General features: G+C 70.6%; 19 protein-coding genes. 7 read left to right on the top strand and 12 right to left on the bottom strand.

The window, feature by feature from the left end; all coding sequences use genetic code 11:
• Window positions 1-42 precede the first annotated feature (42 nt).
• The 5 genes from EZ313_RS04795 to EZ313_RS04775 all read right to left on the bottom strand — a co-directional run bounded on the left by EZ313_RS04795 (window position 43) and on the right by EZ313_RS04775 (window position 4,596).
• Window positions 43-1,362: an outer membrane beta-barrel protein gene (locus tag EZ313_RS04795; protein WP_167772507.1), complete on the bottom strand. Its 1,320-nt coding sequence runs from the start codon at window positions 1,360-1,362 to the stop codon at window positions 43-45.
• 105 nt (window positions 1,363-1,467) lie between these two features.
• On the bottom strand, window positions 1,468-2,940 hold the full coding sequence (locus EZ313_RS04790) for an undecaprenyl-phosphate glucose phosphotransferase (protein WP_135262059.1): 1,473 nt from the start codon (window positions 2,938-2,940) through the stop codon (window positions 1,468-1,470).
• A complete protein-coding gene (gene epsA, locus EZ313_RS04785) occupies window positions 2,933-3,721 on the bottom strand; it encodes an XrtB/PEP-CTERM-associated transcriptional regulator EpsA (protein WP_135262058.1) in 789 nt (262 codons plus the stop codon). Before epsA ends, EZ313_RS04790 begins: the two co-directional genes overlap by 8 nt.
• Window positions 3,722-3,739: 18 nt before the next feature.
• Entirely contained in the window at window positions 3,740-3,958 is a 219-nt protein-coding gene (locus EZ313_RS04780) for a hypothetical protein (protein ID WP_135262057.1), read from the bottom strand.
• Window positions 3,959-4,287: 329 nt separating this feature from the next.
• The gene (locus EZ313_RS04775) at window positions 4,288-4,596 is read right to left on the bottom strand and encodes a hypothetical protein (protein WP_135262056.1); all 309 of its coding nucleotides are present in this window, start codon (window positions 4,594-4,596) and stop codon (window positions 4,288-4,290) included.
• A 140-nt stretch (window positions 4,597-4,736) separates the two neighbouring features.
• Between EZ313_RS04775 and EZ313_RS04770 the strand changes: the two genes are divergently transcribed.
• The gene (locus EZ313_RS04770) at window positions 4,737-5,486 is read left to right on the top strand and encodes a hypothetical protein (protein WP_135262055.1); all 750 of its coding nucleotides are present in this window, start codon (window positions 4,737-4,739) and stop codon (window positions 5,484-5,486) included.
• A gap of 29 nt (window positions 5,487-5,515) precedes the next feature.
• Here EZ313_RS04770 and EZ313_RS23200 read toward each other — a convergent pair whose 3' ends face one another.
• The 7 genes from EZ313_RS23200 to EZ313_RS04755 form a co-directional block, all read right to left on the bottom strand.
• On the bottom strand, window positions 5,516-5,680 hold the full coding sequence (locus EZ313_RS23200; RefSeq protein ID WP_167772506.1) for a hypothetical protein: 165 nt from the start codon (window positions 5,678-5,680) through the stop codon (window positions 5,516-5,518).
• The gene (locus EZ313_RS23195; RefSeq protein WP_205960330.1) at window positions 5,677-5,820 is read right to left on the bottom strand and encodes a hypothetical protein; all 144 of its coding nucleotides are present in this window, start codon (window positions 5,818-5,820) and stop codon (window positions 5,677-5,679) included. The genes EZ313_RS23200 and EZ313_RS23195 overlap by 4 nt, the downstream gene beginning before the upstream one ends.
• A 16-nt stretch (window positions 5,821-5,836) precedes the next feature.
• Window positions 5,837-5,992, bottom strand: coding sequence for a hypothetical protein (locus tag EZ313_RS23190; RefSeq protein WP_167772504.1), 156 nt, complete (start codon window positions 5,990-5,992; stop codon window positions 5,837-5,839).
• A gap of 9 nt (window positions 5,993-6,001) precedes the next feature.
• Window positions 6,002-6,172: a hypothetical protein gene (locus tag EZ313_RS23185; RefSeq protein ID WP_167772503.1), complete on the bottom strand. Its 171-nt coding sequence runs from the start codon at window positions 6,170-6,172 to the stop codon at window positions 6,002-6,004.
• 114 nt (window positions 6,173-6,286) lie between these two features.
• Window positions 6,287-6,568, bottom strand: a complete 282-nt coding sequence (locus EZ313_RS04765; protein ID WP_135262054.1) for a hypothetical protein — start codon at window positions 6,566-6,568, stop codon at window positions 6,287-6,289.
• An 87-nt stretch (window positions 6,569-6,655) separates the two neighbouring features.
• Window positions 6,656-7,159, bottom strand: a complete 504-nt coding sequence (locus tag EZ313_RS04760; protein WP_135262053.1) for a septal ring lytic transglycosylase RlpA family protein — start codon at window positions 7,157-7,159, stop codon at window positions 6,656-6,658.
• Between the two features lie 160 nt (window positions 7,160-7,319).
• On the bottom strand, window positions 7,320-10,241 hold the full coding sequence (locus EZ313_RS04755; RefSeq protein ID WP_135262052.1) for an ATP-binding protein: 2,922 nt from the start codon (window positions 10,239-10,241) through the stop codon (window positions 7,320-7,322).
• Between the two features lie 113 nt (window positions 10,242-10,354).
• Here EZ313_RS04755 and EZ313_RS04750 point away from each other — a divergent pair, with 113 nt between their 5' ends.
• The 6 genes from EZ313_RS04750 to EZ313_RS04725 are packed head-to-tail and all read left to right on the top strand — an operon-like array spanning window position 10,355 to window position 18,070.
• Window positions 10,355-10,570 (top strand): hypothetical protein, encoded by a 216-nt coding sequence (locus EZ313_RS04750; protein WP_135262051.1) that lies wholly within the window; start codon window positions 10,355-10,357, stop codon window positions 10,568-10,570.
• The gene (locus EZ313_RS04745; protein WP_135262050.1) at window positions 10,567-11,991 is read left to right on the top strand and encodes an efflux transporter outer membrane subunit; all 1,425 of its coding nucleotides are present in this window, start codon (window positions 10,567-10,569) and stop codon (window positions 11,989-11,991) included. The genes EZ313_RS04750 and EZ313_RS04745 overlap by 4 nt, the downstream gene beginning before the upstream one ends.
• Window positions 11,988-13,085 (top strand): efflux RND transporter periplasmic adaptor subunit, encoded by a 1,098-nt coding sequence (locus EZ313_RS04740; RefSeq protein ID WP_135262049.1) that lies wholly within the window; start codon window positions 11,988-11,990, stop codon window positions 13,083-13,085. The genes EZ313_RS04745 and EZ313_RS04740 overlap by 4 nt, the downstream gene beginning before the upstream one ends.
• Window positions 13,082-16,204, top strand: coding sequence for an efflux RND transporter permease subunit (locus EZ313_RS04735; RefSeq protein WP_135262048.1), 3,123 nt, complete (start codon window positions 13,082-13,084; stop codon window positions 16,202-16,204). Before EZ313_RS04740 ends, EZ313_RS04735 begins: the two co-directional genes overlap by 4 nt.
• Complete coding sequence (locus EZ313_RS04730; RefSeq protein WP_135262047.1) at window positions 16,201-16,641, top strand: acyl-CoA thioesterase; 441 nt, start codon at window positions 16,201-16,203, stop codon at window positions 16,639-16,641. Before EZ313_RS04735 ends, EZ313_RS04730 begins: the two co-directional genes overlap by 4 nt.
• 52 nt (window positions 16,642-16,693) lie before the next feature.
• Window positions 16,694-18,070, top strand: coding sequence for an amidohydrolase family protein (locus EZ313_RS04725; RefSeq protein WP_135262046.1), 1,377 nt, complete (start codon window positions 16,694-16,696; stop codon window positions 18,068-18,070).
• Window positions 18,071-18,170: the final 100 nt, after the last annotated feature.

Here is an 18,170-nt window from a genome sequence, read left to right as displayed (position 1 = left end):
TATCTCCCTTCAAAAATGCCTGCGGTTGCCCGCGCGGCAACGTCAGATCGTCAACTTCGCAGTCAGGCCGATCACGTTGGCGCGGTAGTCGAAGGCGGGCAGGTTCGACGAGCGGCGCTCGATGCGGTACTGCGCGCCCAGACTGATGGTGCGGCGGATGGCCCACTCGACGCCGAGCGTGCCCACGTTGAACTTGTCCTCGCGGCCGACGTCGGCGCTGCCGGTGACGTCCTCGAAGCGGCGGTTCTCATGGTCGTAGCGCAGGCTGACGGTGATCAGCTCGGTGGCGCGCCACACGGGACCGATGAAGAAGCGGTCGCTTTCCTGGTGGCCGCCGGTGCCGCCCAGGTAGCTGCCCAGCTCGCGCGCGTAGCCGGCCGTCAGGCTGGTCTTGGCGGTGATCGCCCAGCTCACGGCGGCGGAGCCGACCAGGCCGTCGAAGTCGCGCGTCGGGGCGGCGTCGTGCTCGCGCTCCAGCCAGCCCAGGCGGCCCTCGACCGTGGTGCGGGGCGACAGCACCCAGCGCGCGGTGACGTCGATCTCGTTGTCGTCGAAGTCGGTGACGACCGGCGCGTTGTCGTACTCGCCGTTGCCGCGGCGGTAACGCACGGCCGCGGTGGAACCGGTGGCCGGCTCGAAGGCCAGGCCCACGCGGCCGCTGGTCTGCGTCAGGTTGGACTCGAACGCCGTCGGGTCGGTGCTGCGCGTCTTGTTGTGCTGCAGGCCGGCCAGCACGCGCCAGGAGGCGCCCAGGCGGTAGCCGCCCTCGACCAGCTCGTTGCGCTCGGTGCGGCGGTTGATGGCCGCGGCCAGGCCGTTGGACGTGACGTCGCGGAACTGGCGGCGGTCGGCGCTCGCCGTGCCGTCGATGCGATCGCCGAAGCGGAAGCGCCAGGCGGCCGCGTAGTTGAAGGTGTTGTAGTCGGTGCCGAGCTCGTCGAAGTCGTAGCGGTCGTACTCGGCGTCCAGCACGATCTCCTGCTGGCTCAGGCGCTTCTGGTAGCGCAGGCCGACGCCCAGGCCGGTGATCGTGTCCGAGATCTCGCCGCCGTTGGTGCGCAGCACGTTGTCGTCACGCTCCACGCCGGCGCGCGCGCGGAACTGCAGTCCCTCGCGCTGGTCGGCCGCGGAAGACACGGGCGAGTACGGTTGCGAGATCGCCTGCGCGGGCGACATGTCGACCGTCATCGGCGTGCCCATGGACTGGGTCATGGGCGTGCCGGCGGCCTGGCCCGCCGGCTGCGCGGCGGACTGGCCCAGGCCGCCCGGGGGCGACTGGAGGGTGGTTTGTGCATGCACGGCGGGCAGCAGGCACGCCGCCGCCACGACGCTCAACACGGGCCGGATGGAAGGTTTCTTCATTTGGTGTTCTCTCACGAGGAACGCCAGGCGCGACCAGACTCCACTCATCCTCGGGATGGTCACGCACAGGCCGACGGGCGGACAATGGCTCATTGGTGCTAGTGCTCAATAAGCCGCGCCATCCTTGAACACCAGGCGGATGGTCCTCCAGATGATGTAGAGGTCCAGCCGCAGTGACCAGTTTCGCAGATAGTCAAGGTCACAGCGAATTCGCGCTTCCATCTTTTCCAGGCAATCGGTCTCGCCGCGATAACCGTTCACCTGCGCCCAACCCGTGATTCCGGGTTTGACCTTATGGCGGATCATGTAGCTCTTGATCAGCGGCCTATACATCTCGTTGTGCGCTACGGCGTGCGGCCGCGGCCCGACGATGCTCATGCGGCCCTGCAAAACGTTGATGAACTGCGGCAGCTCATCCATGGAAGTGCGACGCAGGAAGCGCCCGAGCGGCGTGACCCGGGGATCGTCCTTGCGCGCCTGCGTGATCGCCTCGCCGTCCTCCGTCACCGTCATCGAGCGGAACTTGTAGACGAAGATCTGCTGGCCCCACAGGCCGTAGCGCCGCTGCCGGAAGATCACCGGTCCCGGCGACGTCAGCTTGATGGCCGCGGCGATGCCCAGCATCAGCGGCGAAAGCAGTAGCAGGATCGCAACAGACAGCGCTATGTCGCTGGCCCGCTTGACCACCGCATTGGGTCCGCGGAACGGTGTTTCGCACACGGAGATCACCGGCATGCCGCAGATCGAATCGGTGCGGCCCTGGATCAGGTCCGTCACGAACATGTCGGGCACGAAGTACACCGACGCGGTCGTGTCCTTGAGCGCGTCGAGCAGCTGCTTGATGCGCGGCTGCGACGCCATCGGCAGCGACAGGTAGACCAGCTGAACGTTGTTTTTCTTCACATAGCCGGCGATCTCCTCGATGCGCCCGAGCATGCGGTGGCGGCCGCGGCCATGGATGCGGTCCGGCGTGCGGTCGTCGAAGAAGCCGAGCAGCTCGACCCCGGTGTAGTGCGCCATCGTCAGGCGGTCGGCCAGCGAGCCGCCCTGCTCGTTCATGCCCACGACCACGGCGCGCAGCGGGGGACCGGCCAGCCGGATCAGTTGCGGCGCGGACTGGCGCAGCGCCCAGTGCGCCGCCAGCTGCGACACGGGCGCGAGCCACAGCCAGTTCATCACCACGTCGCGCGAGAAGTCGTCCAGCGCGTCGATCGCATAGCCGGTGGCGAGCAGCAGCCCGCAGGTCCAGGCCCAGGCCAGCACCGTGTCCGCGATCACGCGGGCCGCGGAAGCGCGCAGCTGCGGCCGCCCGGGGTAAGCCAGGGCGAAGGCCACGATCGACAGGCCGACCCAGCGCGGGCTCAGCTCGCCCTCGATCAGCCCCACGAGGATCCACAGCGACAGCACGGTCGCGAGCGGCTCGACGAAGGCCTCGAACGCGCGCAGCAGCCGGCTGTGGCTGAACACGGCCGGCCCGGGCAGCGCGGGCGCGGGCGGTGGAGCAGCCACGGCCGCAGCCGTGGCCGACGCCGCCGTGGCGCCCGGCGCCGCGCCGAGCACGCGATCCGCTTCAGGCATACGCGGCCATCCGGGTGAGTTTGGCCACGGCCTGAGCGCGGTTGGTCACGTCCAGCTTGCTGAAGATGCTCTTCATGTGGTTCTTCACCGTGAACTCGCTGATGTGCAGGATGCAGCCGATCTCCGGGTTGGTCTTGCCCATGGCGACCCACACCATGATCTGGCGCTCGCGCTCGGACAGCGCGCCCAGGCGCACCACCATCTGCTCGACCTGGCTGCGCTCGGCGCCGGGCTGGCGCATCGGCGCCGGCGGCATGCGGCGCAGGGCCGAATCGATGAAGGGCACCAGCAGCTTCAGCGCACCGGCGCCGCCGGCCGGGGCGAGGTCGCAGCTGAGCGCCGCGAAGACGCGCTCGCCGCCCATGCGGGTGTCGCCCACGCCGTGCACCAGCGCGGTCTGCATGCCGGGCGTGCCCGGGGCGGGCGCCCAGCCCTGCCCGGCTTCGCCGAGCAGCTGGCCGCAACCGCTGATGTCCAGCTGGCACGGCTGGGACTGCGCGGCAACCCAGCAGTCGCGGAAGTAGTTGACCAGCGGCGCGATGCGCGAGGCGGGGCACAGGTGCGTGCGCAGGCCCGGCAGGCTGGAGACGATGTCGTACTGGATGTCGCCCGAGCGGAAGTCGCCCCAGCCCACCAGCAGGATGTCGTGCGGCAGCCAGCGCTGGACGTCCCCCTGGAGCCAGCGCCAGAGGTCCGCGTGCGTACGAAGCTGCGCGCCCTGGCCGGCGATCTGGAGGAACTGCACCGGATCGACTTCCGGCATGGCTGACAAGGTGTTCATGCTCTTCTCCCTACTAATTCAGTGGCCGCTGGCGGCCGTCATGAACCGAAACAGTTTTTTCGTGTGCCGCAGATGAAAGCGCGTCACCGCGCGTTGATCCACGAAACTGCGTGTGACCGGCGTTGCCGACCCGCCACGGATCGCTTGACAGTTGAAATCCGACAGGTTTCTCGTGGCGTACATCTCTCCTGCTCCCTCCGAGGTCATGCGATACGTGATGGTGTGAAAAATGGACATGAGCGGGAGGTAGGTTGCACGCTGTCTTCGCTGTCGGTTCCGACGCAATGCCTTGTCCGAGGATTCCGACACGGCAGTCGCGTAACACGGCTTGGCAGTGCGCTACGAGGTGCTTAACGGATCAAGCAAGTGTTCCCTGCCTGATCCGCAGTCGGACACGGACGACAAGCTGTGCAGGACCGCACGACGTGCAGAGCTGCACCGGTCCGCGAACGTGCATCCGCGCGGCACGCCGGTTCGCGTCGGGCGCGCGAACGACCGCGCATCAGCCGACGCTGAGCGCGCATGCATGGGATGGGGTCGGAGAAGCGGGGCCGCCGGCCCGCTGCCTAGAAGCGCGGCAGGTCGCCCAGGCTGCGGCCGGGCTGCTCCTCGTCGAGGGCCAGCGTTTCGGTGCCCTCTGGCAGCACGTCCACCTTGATCTCGGGACCGGGCTTGAGGCCGCCCTCGTCGTCGGGGAACATGCTGATGACCGTGTCGCCCTCGACCAGGCGGTCCACCACCTCGGTGACCCGCGTGGGCGAAGGCCGCAGGTCCCATCGTGCGCTGCGAGCGTCGATCAGGCCCATCATGGCCTCGACGATCTGCGAGCCCACGTAGCGGACCGCGGTGATGCCGTAAGTGGCTTTCTCGACCATGGCGCTCATTCTGGAAAGCCGGGCCACGTCTCCGATCAGCCAATCGCGACAACGGGCGTGGGATGGTGCCTACGGACGTGGCCTGTGCAGGCGCTGCGCGCGCGTGGGAGCAGGACCACCTGACCTAAACTGCGCCTCCCATGTCCACCCTCCAAGCCACTCCCGCGCCCGTGCTCGGCCGCGCCCACGCGCGCCGCCTGCGGGAGGTCTACCGCTCGGCCGGCTGGCCCTGCCAGGACGTGCTGGAGATCGAGTTGCTCGCCGCCGGCCTGCTCGACCGGGTGCTCTCGCCTTCGGGGCACGAGACGCTGCGCGTCACCGGGGCCGGGCTGCACCTGCTGGCGCAGACGCTGGCCGGCAATCGTGCGCGGCTGTCGGCGCACGAAGGACTCGTCGAACACGTAGCGCGCGAGATGGGCCGCGCGGGCCGCATCGCATGGCGCGGGCTCACGCTGCGCGCGCTGGTGCCCGGTGTCGACGGCTCGTTGCCGGCGCAGTGGTGCATGGCGCGCCCGGACGTCTTCTCGATCCGCAACACCTCGGTCGCCGAATACGTCGAACCCGTGGTGCACGAAGTGAAGGTGCGCCGCTCCGACCTGCTGGCGGACCTGCGGCAGGAGGCCAAGCGCGCGGCTTACCTCGATCTGGGCGAATGCTGGTACGTGCTGGGATGCGACGCGCGCGGGCGCTGCATCGGTTCGCCCGATGAAATCCCGGCGACGTGCGGCGTGATGGTGGTGGAGCAAGGACGCCTGGTGGTCGCACGCGCTGCTCCTCGCGCGCGGCGCAGCGCGCTGCCGTTCGGTGTGTGGATGGCGCTCGCGAAGGCCACCCCGGTGGCGGGCCTCGATGAAGACTGCCAGGGGCTGCTGGCGGCCAACGACGGCTAGGCGCAAGGCGCCTGCGGGCGCACAAGCGACTACTGCTTCGGATGCTCCGAATGCCCGTCCTGCCCCGGCTCGGGCTGGTGGCCCTTCTCCGGGTCCTTGGGCTTCTGCTGGTGCGACGGTTCGGGGTTCACCGGCTTTGGAGGATCGACCGGGAGCTCGCCCGGGTTCGTCGCGCCCGGTGCGGGCGCGTTCATGACTCGCGCGGCGAGACCTCGGTGTTGCGCTCGATCTCTTCCGGGTCCTCGTTGGACGGCGTCGGGATGTCTTCCTCCGTCGCCAGTTCCGGCTCTTCGCGCTCCAGGCGCGGGATGCCCGTCGGGTTCTCGGTGGTCATGTGCGTTGTCCTCATGTCAATGCGAAGGCCGGTGTCCGGCCGGATCCTCCGGCTCGGCGGGCGGCTCCATCGGGCCGAACTCCGGCTCCACCGGCAGCCGCGTGGGATTGGGCGTGCCGGGGTTGGTGCCGGGTTCCATCGGCTCTTCGGGTTCGACCGGATGGGTCGCCATGGGGCTCCTTCAGAAATCGCTCTTGGCCCACAGCGCCGGGTCCACCGGCTCGGCCACGGGTGCGCCGGGCACAGGCGGTTTCGCCTCCGCGTCGGCGGGCGGCGGCGAGAAGCCGTCGTCGAGCTGCGGCGGGGTGGGCTGGGCCGGATGCAGGCTGGGGTCGACTTCGTAAGGGATCATGGACTCGTCCTCGCTTGCAGCCATGGTCCTGCCGGCACGAAGACGCGTCGCTCAGCGCAGACGCCTAATCGGTGTCGGCGTGTGCCGACGGTCTGAAAGCCCGGGGCAGCGCGCTCAGGCGCTTTCCTTCTCTTCCTGCTCGCTTTCCGCGTCGCGGCGCACGGACCGGCTCGGGTCGTGCGTGAAGGGCATGCGCGGCAGGCCGATGAGCGCCTGCAGGTGCGCGTGGGCGCGGTCCATGTCGGCGCCGATCATGGCCAGCGCGACTTCATGGCCGGGCTCGTTCTTCGCCACCTCGACGTACGCGGCGCGCAGGCGCTCGTAGTCCTCTTCGGCGCGCGCCACTTCCTGCTGGGCGGCCAGCATCTTGGCGTAATCGGCACGGCTGTATCGCATGCGTGGAATGCTAGGTGGCGGCCAGCACGGCCGTTGTAGGACAAGGCAGCATGCGGCCGCAGGCCAAGGCTGGGGTGCCGCCCGCTACTAGTACGAGTTCGCCGCCACGCCGGGCTTGATGCTTCCGTCGGGCTGCGGCACCGTGATGGGCGCGACTTCCACCGGCGCGAGCCCTTCCTCGCGGCTGAGGCCGATCTTCTCGGCGGTGGCCGGAGAGAGATCGACGATGCGGCCATCGACATAGGGGCCGCGGTCCTGAATGGTGACCACCGCGCTGCGGCCGGTCTCCAGGTTGGTGACCTTGGCCTTGGTGCCCAGCGGCAAGGTCTTGCTTGCAGCGTTGTCGTCCTTCGGGTCCATCGGCGTGCCGTCGGCCATCTTCCGGCCGGCGAACCTGTTCGCGTAGAACGAGGCCTTGCCGACCTGGCGCTGCCCCGAGTGGTCCAGCTTGTGGCCCTTGGCCGCGGGGTGGTTAGGCCTGGGCGGCGGGTCCCTGGACGGAGCGGTTTGGGCGCCGGCGAAACACATGCTGCCGGCCGCGATCGCCGCGATGACGGTGCGGCGCAATCGGGGGTGGGAATTGGAGCTCATGGCAATCGGCCTCCTGGAAGGTCCGGCTTGCACACGGCGCCGGTACCGTTGGGCACAGTCTTTGCGCATGGCCGCGCTGCCCGGCGTCGGGCGGGCGCGGCAATCGGCGTAGGAAGAGGTGGCTCGGCTGCTGCCTGCTTGCGGGTGGTTCGGGCTGGCTTCAGTCGAGCGAACCGAGTGCACGCCGCAACTCCGCCGCCGCCGGCGTCGGCTCCGGTCCGCAACGCGCCAGCGCCGATTCGTACGCCTGGCGCAGTTGCCGCGGCGTGAGCGAAGGCTGGCGTCCCCAGGCGATCAACGCATCCATTTCGTGGTTGAGTGCGCCGCGTTCCCGCGCCGCGTCGACCGCCTGATCCAGCCAGCGCGCCGCCTGCGGATCCGCCCGCTCGAGCAGCAGTTGCCCCTTCATGCGCGACAGCGGCGACAGCACGCAGCGTTCGCCGCGGTCCTCCATGAGCGCTAGGCCCCGGTCGACCGCGGCCAGCGCCTCCTCCGGGCGGCCCAGCGAGATGCAGGCATCCGCGTACGTCTGGTGGAAGCCGACCAAACCCACCCGCAGGCCGCTCTCCTCGCAACGGCGCGCCGCCTGGCGCATGTGCTCCAGGCCTTCCTCGGCCCGGCCGAGGCCGACCAGCGCCCGGCCGAAGATCCAGCCCTGCGCGCTCGGCCCTCCGGCCAGCCAGTGCGTGTCCACCAGTCGGGAGATGCTCTCGCTGTCCTCGAGCACCAGTGGGTACTCGCGGGCCATCGAGTGCAGCACCGAGCCGATGTGCAGCGAGATCGCAATGGTGGCCGGATGGCGCGAGGCCTGCGCCGCCTCGAGCGCGCGCGCGATGTGGCGGCGCGCCTGGCCCTGCTCGCCCATCCACCAGCACAGGACTGCCAGATAGCACATCCCCTCGACACCGGGATCGTGGACGAACAGGTCGGGCGCGAGCCGCGTCGCGGCGTCCTCATAGAGGCGAAGCGCCTCCTCCAGCAGCTTGCGCGCCTGCACGACCTCGCCCGCATGCGCCAGCGTCATGCCCAGCCCGGTCCGACCCGCCACGCGCAAGCTGGTGTCGCCACTGGACTCGGCGATGTCCATCAGTCGCGTCGCCAGCGTGCGCGCGCCACCGAGATCGCCTCGCGCGAACGTCACCCACCAGAGTCCGCGCAGCGCCCGGGCATGCGAGGGGCCGAGCGGAAGCCGATCGCTCAGTTCGCGCGCGCGCTCGAAGGCCGCCGCGGTTTCCGGCCCGGCGATCACGGTCAGCTGCGCGAGCGACACACCCTCCAAAACGCGCAGGTCCAGCTCAAGGCTCAGCGTCTGCTCACCGGGCGGCAGCTGCGGCAGCAGGCTGAGCGCATGGCGTGCCGACTGCAGCGCCTCCGACGGCGCAAAGCGGCCGAGCGAGCGGCCGGCCGCCACCAGCAGCCACCGGATCGCCGCGGCCGGCGCCCGCCCCTGCTCGCAGTGCATCGCCAGTTCGCCGGCGACGGCGGGAGCGCCGGCGCCCAGCAGCTGCTCCAGCACGTCCGCATGGCGGCGGTGCAACTCGGCGCGGCGCGCTTCGCCCAGCGACTGGTAGAACACGTGCCGGTACAGCGCGTGCCGGAACGCGAAGTGGGCCGCAGTGCGGCCGTCCGCCAGCGGCACCACGCCGGTGGCGCGCAGCCAGTGGCGTTGGCGCGTAAGCTCCTCCAGGCCTTCCCGGACCCGCGCCGGATCGGTGCCGAGCACGCCGGCCAGCGCCACGTCCTGGAACTCGACGCCGCCGACGCTCGCTGCCGCAAGCCAGTGCCGCAGATCGGCGGGCAGGCGGTCCATCTGCTTTTCGATGACGCCCGCGATGTTCTGCGGCACCTGCAGCTGCGGGAGCGCGGTGACCTCCCAGCGGCCATCACAATCGCGGCGCAGCACGCCGTCGGCCATCAGCGCGGTCACCAGGTTGGCCACGAACAGCGGCAGGCCGTCCGTGTGGTGCTGCACCTGGCGCACGAACGCCTCGTCGAAGGCATGGCCCCCGGTGCAGCCGGCCAGGTAGTGCGCCACGTCGGCTTCGGAGAACGCCTCCAGGTCGAGCTCGGTGCAGTGGTCGTGCAACCGCAGCTCCTGGCGCAGGCCCTTGAGCGGATGGTCGCTGGCCACCAGTTCCGCCGGTCGGAAGCTGCCCAGCAGGAACAGCCGCGCAGGTGCACGGCGGCGCGCGACGTACGCGATCAGCTGCACCGTGGCATCGTCCGCCCAGTGCAGGTCCTCCAGCACGAGGACAAGCGGAGTCCGGGCGGCGTAGCGGTCGAGCAGTTCCCCGAGTTCGCGCAGCATGCGCTGCTGGGTCGCGCCCGCGACCTCGCGCTGCAGCTGCTGCCGGTCGGCGTCCGTGAGGTACCAGGGCAGCTGCACCAGCCAGGTGGGCGCCACCTGCCGCAGCAGCGCCTGCAGTTCGCCGCCGCGGGCGCCACGGCACAGCGCGTTCAGCGCCTCCAGCACGGGCAGGTAGGGTTCGCCGGGCCCGTAGTGCTCGATGCACTGCCCCACCGCGTGATCGACCGGCTGGGCGGCCAGGAACGCGGCCAGGAGCGAGCTCTTGCCGATGCCGGGCTCGCCGGCGACGAAGGCCACGCGGCAGCGTCCCTGGGCCGCGGACGCCAGCAGACGCGCCAGTTCGGCGAGTTCCTGGTCGCGGGCGATCAGCAGCATTTCGGGGTCGGGCGGTGCCTGTGCCGCGAGCGGCGCCGGGGCCGGCTCGGCCGGAGCGCGAACTTCCACGGCGGTGGGCGACAGCGGAGCAATGAACCGATAGCCGCGCCGCGGCGCCGTCTCGATGTAGCGAGGCGACTTCGGGTCGTCCGCAAGCGCGGCGCGCAGCTGGCTGATGGTGGTCTTGAGCACCGACTCGCTGACGTGCTGGTGCCCCCACACCTCGTCGAGCAGCGCGTCCTTCGGGACCAGCCGCCCCTCGCGGCGAGCCAGGGCGCAGAGCACGTCGAAGGCGCGCGGCGTCAGCTCGAGCGGAACGCCCGCACGCGACAGCCGCGCATTGGCCTCGTCCAGCACGAAGGCTTCGAACTTCGCCAGCAGTGGCCGGGCGGCTTCCATGGTGTGCGCGCAGGGTGGTGCAGCCACTCTACGGCAATCGCTGCACCGAAACCAGACCGATGCCAGACCGACGCCTTACGACGCAGCCGCGGCCCGTTCCTACGCTTGCGGCCATGGTTCTCCAATCCCACACCCCCTACCCGCAAGCGCGCTCCTACGTCCTGCGCCTGCACCGCGACTGCGACCCGGCCGAGGGGCGGCTGCATGGCCGCATCGAGCACCTCGTCAGCGGCAGCGGCGTCGAGTTCAGCTCGGCGCAAGACCTGGTCGACTGGCTGCGGTCGCACGCCGCCGCCGGCACGTCCTCTTGCCCCAGGAGCAGCTCATGAAGACGTTGATCGCCCTCGGCGCCGCCGCCTGCGCCCTGTGCGCCGTGCAAGGCGCGCAGGCCGAACTGCCGCGCGCTGCCACCGCAACGGCGGCGCCATCCGGCTGGTTCGAAGCGCTGCCGCATGGCGGCGACCTCGGCGAGCTGGCCGGCTGGTGGTCGCGTTTCGACGACCCGCTGCTGGTGCAGCTGGTCGAACGCGCGCAAGCCGCGAGTCCCGATCTCGCGTCGGCGCTGTCTCGCATCGCGCAGGCGCGCGCCACCGCGGTCGGGGCCGGCGCGGCGCTGCTGCCCAACGTGGAGGCCGGCGTCTCCGGCGCGCGGGGCCGCTCCGAACCGGGATTCCCGGTGGGCAACACCCTGTCGGCCAGCATGCAGATGGCGTGGGAGCTGGACCTGTTCGGCGGCAACCGCGCCGGGGCGCGCGCGGCGGCCGCGAGGCTGTCGTCGGCGACGGCCGGCTGGCACGAAGCTCGCGTCGCGGTCGCGGCGGAGGTCGCCACCCAGTACGTTTCGCTGCGCGCCTGCGAGGCGCGGCGCATTCAGGCCGAGGTGGACGCCGGCTCGCGCGCGGAGACCGACCGCCTCACGCAGCTGAGCCTGCAGCACGGCATGCAGTCGCCCGGCACGGCCGCCCTGGCCCGCGCGAGCGCCGCGCAGGGCCGCGCCCAGCTGGCGCAGGCCGCGGCCGAGTGCGACACGCTGGTCAAGCGGCTGGTGGCGTTGACGGCCGCAGAGGAGCCCGCCTTGCGCGCCGAACTCGCGGCGTCGGGCGCGTCGGTGCCGCAGGCGCCGCGCTTCGGAATCGACGCCGTGCCGGCCCGCGCGCTCGCGCAGCGCCCCGACCTGCACGCCGCCGCGCTGAACGTGCAGGCCGCCGCCGGCGACGCCGACCAGGCCCGCGCGAGCCGGTGGCCGCGCGTGATGCTCAAGGGCAGCGTCGGCCGGGGCCGTGCAGAGACGCCCTTCGGCACGCAGGACGGGTCGGTGTGGAGCTTCGGGCCGCTGTCGGTCGTGCTGCCGGTGTTCGACGCCGGCGTCCGCCGCGCGAACCTGGACGCCGCGCGTTCGCGCTACGACGAGGCCGTCGCGCAGTACGGCGGACGGTTGCGCACCGCCGTCCGCGAGGTGGAGGAAGCCCTGGTGACGCTGCAGGCCGCGACGCGCCGCTCCGACGACCTGCGCGTCGCGGCCGAAGGTTTCCGCACCTCGTTCGCCAGCGCGCAGGCGCGCTACCGGGGCGGCCTGGCCAGCCTGTTCGAACTCGAGGAAGCCCGCCGCTCCGATGTCCAGGCGCAGGTCGCGATGGTCGATCTCGAGCAGCAACGCACCCAGGCGTGGATCCAGCTTTACCGGGCCCTCGGCGGCGGCTGGGGATCGCCGGCCCCCACCACCACGATTTCCAAGGAGAGCACACCATGAGACATCCCCTGACCAAGACCGCGATCTGGGCCGGCACCTGCGTGGCCGGGCTGGGCGCCGCGGCGCTGATCGCGTTCGGCGCGCAGGCCCGCACCGACGAAGCGCCAGCCCCTGCCCCGGCACTGACCGTGCGCCTGACGGTCCCGCAGGAGCAGGAGGTCGCGAAGCGCTTCGCGGCGAATGGCACCGTCGCCGCCTGGCAGGAAGCCAGCGTGGGCTCGGAGGGCAACGGCCTGCGGCTCACCAACGTGCTGGTGAACGTCGGTGACTCGGTGCGACGCGGGCAGGTACTGGCGACCTTCGAGCGCGAGACGGTGCAGGCCGAACTCGCCCAGCTCCAGGCCGGCGTCGCCGAGGCGCGTGCGCAGCTGGCCGAAGCGTCGGCCAACGCCGAACGGGCGCGTGCGCTGGCCTCGTCGGGCGCACTCAGCTCGCAGCAGGTGCAGCAGTACCTCACCGCCGAGGAGACGGCGCAGGCGCGGCTGGAAGCCAAGCGCGCGTCCGCCCACGCGCAGCAGCTGCGCCTGTCCAGGACCCAGGTGCTGGCGCCCGACGACGGCCTGATCTCGGCGCGCGGCGCCACCGCCGGCGCGGTGGTGCCCGCCGGCCAGGAGCTGTTCCGGCTGATCCGCGGCGGGCGCCTGGAGTGGCGTGCCGAGGTCACGCCCGAAGAAGCGGCGCGGCTCGCGCCCGGTTCGGAGGTGACGATCCACGCGGCCGACGGCCAGCCGGTGCGTGCACGCGTGCGCCAGCTCGCCCCCACGGTGGACCCGCGCACCCGCACCGCGCTCGTCTACGTTGACCTGCCGAAGGTGGCCGGGCTGCGGGCGGGCATGTTCGCGCGCGGCGAGTTCGACCAGGGCCGCGGCAGCGCGATCACGGTGCCGCAGCAGGCCGTCGTCGTGCGCGACGGCTTCAGCTACGTGTTCCGCCTGCAGGACGACGGCCGCGTGTCGCAGGTCCGCGTGCGGACCGGCCTGCAGCTCGAAGACCGCGTGGAAGTGATCGAAGGCTTGACCGCCCAGGCGCAGATCGTCGCCGCGGGTGCCGGTTTCCTCAGCGACGGTGACTTCGTGAAGGTGGTGGGAAGATGAACCTCTCTGCTTACTCCATCCGCAACCCGGTGGTGGTGGTCCTCCTTTTCGGCCTGCTCACGCTGGCCGGCCTGTGGGCCTTCCGCGCCAACCAGGTGCAGGAGTTCCCCGACGTGGAACTCCCCATCGTGACCGTCAGTGCCAGCCTCGACGGCGCCGCCCCTGCCCAGCTCGAGACCGAGGTGGCCCGCAAGATCGAGGACTCGGTTGCCGGCGTGCAGGGCGTCAAGCACATCCAGACCCGGGTGCTCGACGGGGAGGTCTCCCTCACCGTCGAATTCATCCTGGAGAAAAACGCCTCTGACGCCGCCACCGAGGTGCGCGACGCGGTGAGCCGCATCCGCTCCGACCTGCCGGGCGACCTCAAGGAACCGGTGGTCAGCAAGGCCAGCACCGCCGGCCGCGTGGTGCAGGTGCTGGCCGCGTCGTCGGAGTCGATGGACGAGCAGCAGGTGTCCTGGTTCGTGGACAACCAGCTGTCCAAGGCGCTGCTGTCCGTGCCCGGCGTCGGCGCCGTCAAGCGCGTCGGTGGGGTCACGCGCGAGGTGCGGGTGGAACTGGACCCACTGAAGATGGCTGCGCTGCAGGTGTCCGCCCTTGATGTCTCGCGGCGGCTCAAGCTGGTGCAGCAAGAGGCCCCCGGCGGGCGCGGCGACGTCGGCGGCGCCGAGCAGAGCGTGCGCACCATCGCGACGGTGCAGACCGCAGACCAGCTCGCGGCCCTGGACATCGGGCTGGCCGACGGCCGCAGCATCCGGCTGGACCAAATCGCCCGCCTGACGGACACCGTGGCCGAGCAGCGCAGCGTTGCGCTGCGCGAGGGGCGCCGCGTCGTCGGCGTGGAGGTGTTCCGCTCCAAGGGCGCAAGCGAGATCGCGGTGGCGCAGGGCGTACGCGCCACGCTCGCCCGGTTGCAGGCCGCCCATCCGCAGGTGGAGCTGCAGGAGGTGGTGGACAACTCGCAGTCCGTGCAGGAGAACTTCGACGGCTCCATGCACCTGCTGTACGAAGGCGCCGTGCTTGCGGTACTGGTGGTGTGGTGGTTCCTGCGCGACTGGCGCGCGACGCTGGTGGCCGCGGCGGCGCTGCCGCTGTCCGCCATCCCCGCGTTCCTCGGCATGGCCGCCTTCGGCTTCACGCTCAACACCATCACGCTGCTGGCGCTTGCGCTGGTGGTGGGCATCCTGGTGGACGACGCGATCGTCGAAGTGGAGAACATCTCCCGTCACCTGAAGATGGGCAAGACGCCGATGCAGGCCGCGCTGGAAGCCGCCGACGAGATCGGGCTGGCGGTGATCGCCACTACTTTCGCGCTGGTCGCGGTGTTCCTGCCGACGGCCTTCATGGGCGGCATCCCGGGCAAGTTCTTCAAGCAGTTCGGCTGGACCGCCGTCGTCGCCATCCTGGCCTCGTTGCTGGTGGCCCGGTTCGTGACGCCCATGATGGCGGCCTACCTGCTCAAGGGCGCGCATGCCGAGCAGCAGGACGGCCGCCTCATGGCCTGGTACTTGCGCGCGGTGCGCTGGTGCATGCACCACCGCGCAGTCACGGCCGGGGGCGCCGCGCTGTTCTTCGTCGCCTCGGTAAGCCTGGTCGGCCTGCTGCCCACGGGCTTCGTGCCGGCCGGCGACCGCGCCCAGACCATGGTGAACATCGAGCTGCCCCCGGGCAGCACGTTGCAGCAGACCCTGGCGGTGGCCGAGCAGGCGCGCCGCGTCACGGCCGGCTTGCACGAGGTCACCGGCGTGTTCAGCTCGGTCGGCGGCGGATCCACGGGCGACCCGTTCGCGCCGGGCACCGCGGCCGAGGCGCGCCGCGCCGTGCTGACCGTGCAGATGCTCCATCGCACCGAACGCGAAGCCTCGGTGCGGGAGGTGGAGACCGAGATCCGCCGGCGCCTGTCGGAGCTGCCGGGCGCCCGGTTCGGCGTAGGAGCTCAGGACAACGGGGTGAAGATGCAGATCGTGCTGCAGGGCGACGACGCCGGCCTGCTGGCCGCCGCGGCGCAGCGCGCCGAACGCGAACTTCGCGGGCTGCGCGGCATCGGCACGGTGTCGTCCAGCGCCAGCCTGGCACGGCCCGAGATCATCGTGCGGCCCGACTTCGCGCGCGCTGCGAACCTGGGGGTAACGACATCGAGCATCGCGGAAACGGTGCGCGTGGCGACCGCCGGCGACTACGACACCGCGCTGGCGAAACTGAACCTGACGGAACGCCAGGTCCCGGTGCGGGTGAAGCTGCCGGACGCCACGCGCGCCGACCTGGCCGCGCTCGGGAGGCTGACGGTTCCCGGCAAGGACGGCCCGGTGCTGCTGGCCAGCGTCGCGAGCCTGAGCATGGAAAGCGGACCGGCGGAGATCCGCCGCCTGGACCGCCGCCGCAACGTGACGCTGGACGTCGAGCTCGGCCGGCGCGACCTGGGCGACCTCTACAAGGAAGCGATGGCGCTGCCGGCGTTCCAGAACCTCCCGCCGCAGGTGAAGGTGGTGGAGCTCGGGGATGCGCAGGAGATGAAGGCGCTGTTCGCCAGCTTCGGCATCGCGATGTGCATCGGCGTGCTGTGCATATGGGGCGTGCTGGTGCTGCTGTTCAAGGACTTCATGCAGCCGGTGACCATCCTGGCGGCCCTGCCGCTGTCGGTCGGCGGCGCCTTCGTCGGCCTGCTGGCGACACACAGCGCGCTGTCGATGCCGGCGATGATCGGACTCATCATGCTCATGGGCGTGGTGACCAAGAACTCGATCCTGCTCGTGGAGTACGCGATCGTCGCGCGGCGCGACGGGATGAGCCGTTTCGATGCGCTGGTGGACGCCTGCCACAAGCGCAGCCGCCCGATCGTGATGACGACCATCGCCATGGGCGCGGGCATGTTCCCGCTGGCCATGGGATGGGGCGCCGACCCAAGCTTCCGCGCTCCGATGGCGGTGGCCGTGATCGGCGGGCTGATCACCTCCACGCTCCTGAGCCTGCTGGTGGTGCCGGTGGTGTTCACCTACGTGGACGACTTCCAGCGCTGGACCGCGGCGCAGGTGGCACGGCTTCGCAGCGTGCAACCCTCGGAAGCGCGCGCAGCGCAGCGGATGCTGCCCGGATTCGACATCGAAGGAGAACGAGCATGAACGAAGACATCACCTACCGTGGCGTCGTCTACCCTTGGCAGTGCGATCACATGGGCCACATGAACGTGATGTGGTACGTGGGCAAGTTCGACGAGGCGACGTGGAATCTCTTCCAGCAGGTGGGCATCACGCCCGCCTACCTCCGGGCCAACGGTCGCGGAATGGCGGCGGTCGACCAGCACATCGAATACAGGCGCGAACTGAAGGCCGGCGATGTCGTCGCCGTGCATTCAAGGCTGCTCGACTTCGCGGGAAAGAAGATCCGGCTGCGCCACGCGATGCACAACGTGGACACGGACGAGCTTGCGGCGGTGACCACGTTGCTCGGCGTTCACATGGACACTGTGGCCCGCAAGGCCTGTCCCTTCCCGCCCGACCTGCTTGCGAGAGGACTGGGAATGGTGCAGCCCGACTCTGCTCGAGCGACGGGAGGCTGACCACGATGCATGGTGCGGCTTACGATACCGATCCCTGGCACGAGGAGGTCCCATGCGACACGATTCCAATGGCCGCCGCCTTCCCATCAAGCTGGATTCGACCTCCAACGGGGAGGTCGCGCCGATGCCGCTGGAGCGCGTGCACCTGCGCGCCAACGCGCTCGCGCACCAGGCGGCCGACGCCAACGCGAAGCGCCTCGGCCTCTCGCGCCGGCGCCTGCTGGTTTCCGCCGCGGGCGCGGCCGGCACGCTGCTCGCCTTCAACGAGGCCTACGCCGCGGCCGGGCGCACCGGCGGCTTCTACGAGATCGAGCAGACGGCGGCGCTCGACGTCGAGCAGGCGGCGCAGCGGCTCGGTTCGCGCGAATTCATCTTCGACGTGCAGGGCCATTTCGTCGGCAGGAACTGGCAGGGGCGCCACGGCCTCGGCGGCGTCGACCAGTTCGTGAAAGACGTGTTCCTCGACTCGGACACGGACATGATGGTGCTTTCCTTCATCCCGTCGCGGCGCGAGAACGAGTACCTGCCGATCGCGGAAGCCGCCGCGGTGCAGGAGATCGTGTCGCGCCTGCCGCGCGGCCAGCGCCTGCTGATCCACGGCCGCGTCAATCCGAACCAGCCAGGCGACATGGAGGACATCGACGCGCTGGCCAGCCGATGGAAAGTGTCGGCCCTGAAGTGCTACACGCAATGGGGACCCGACGGCCGCGGCTTCTACCTCACCGACGACATCGGCGTTCGGATGATCGAGAAGGCGCGCAGCGTCGGCATCCGGAACATCTGCGTGCACAAGGGGCTGCCCTTCGGCCGCCAGTCGTACGAGCATTCGACCTGCGCCGACATCGGGCGCGTCGCGAAGATGTTCCCCGACGTGAACTTCCTGGTCTACCACGCGGGCTACGTGCAGACCGCGAAGGAAGGGCCGTACGACCCGACGCGCAGCGATGGCGTCGATCGCTTGATCCGCTCGGTCGAGGAAGCCGGCCTCGGCAAGGGCAGCAATGTCTACGGCGAGCTCGGCAGCACCTGGCGCATGCTGATGCGCGACCCCGACCAGGCGGCGCACGTCGTCGGCAAGCTGGTGAAGCACCTCGGCGAAGGCAACGTGCTGTGGGGGTCGGACTCCATCTGGTACGGCTCCCCGCAGGACCAGATCCAGGCGTTCCGCACCTTCCAGATCTCGAGCCAATACCAGGAGAAGTTCGGCTACGCAGCGATGACCCCGCGGCTGCGGGCGCGCATCTTCGGGCTCAACGGCGCGCAGGTGTACGGCCTCGATGTCCAGGAAGTCACCCGTCGCGCGGCCGCCGACGAGATCGGCCGGGCCCGCGCCGCGTACGAGCCCGATCCGCACTTCCTCACGTTCGGGCCGAAAACCCGGGCGCAGTTCCTGCGGTTGCGCGCCGCGCACGGCAACCAGCCGGGGTAAAGGCGAACGCGGCCCCAGCCGATGTACTCCGCGACCTTCATCTTCGCCAAAGAAGCTTGAGGGCTTTGCTTCCCCTCACCACCGCCAATAGAGCCCTCCC

This window comes from Ramlibacter henchirensis, assembly GCF_004682015.1.
Classification (GTDB): domain Bacteria; phylum Pseudomonadota; class Gammaproteobacteria; order Burkholderiales; family Burkholderiaceae_C; genus Ramlibacter; species Ramlibacter henchirensis.
This window is presented reverse-complemented; position numbering and strand designations above follow the sequence as displayed.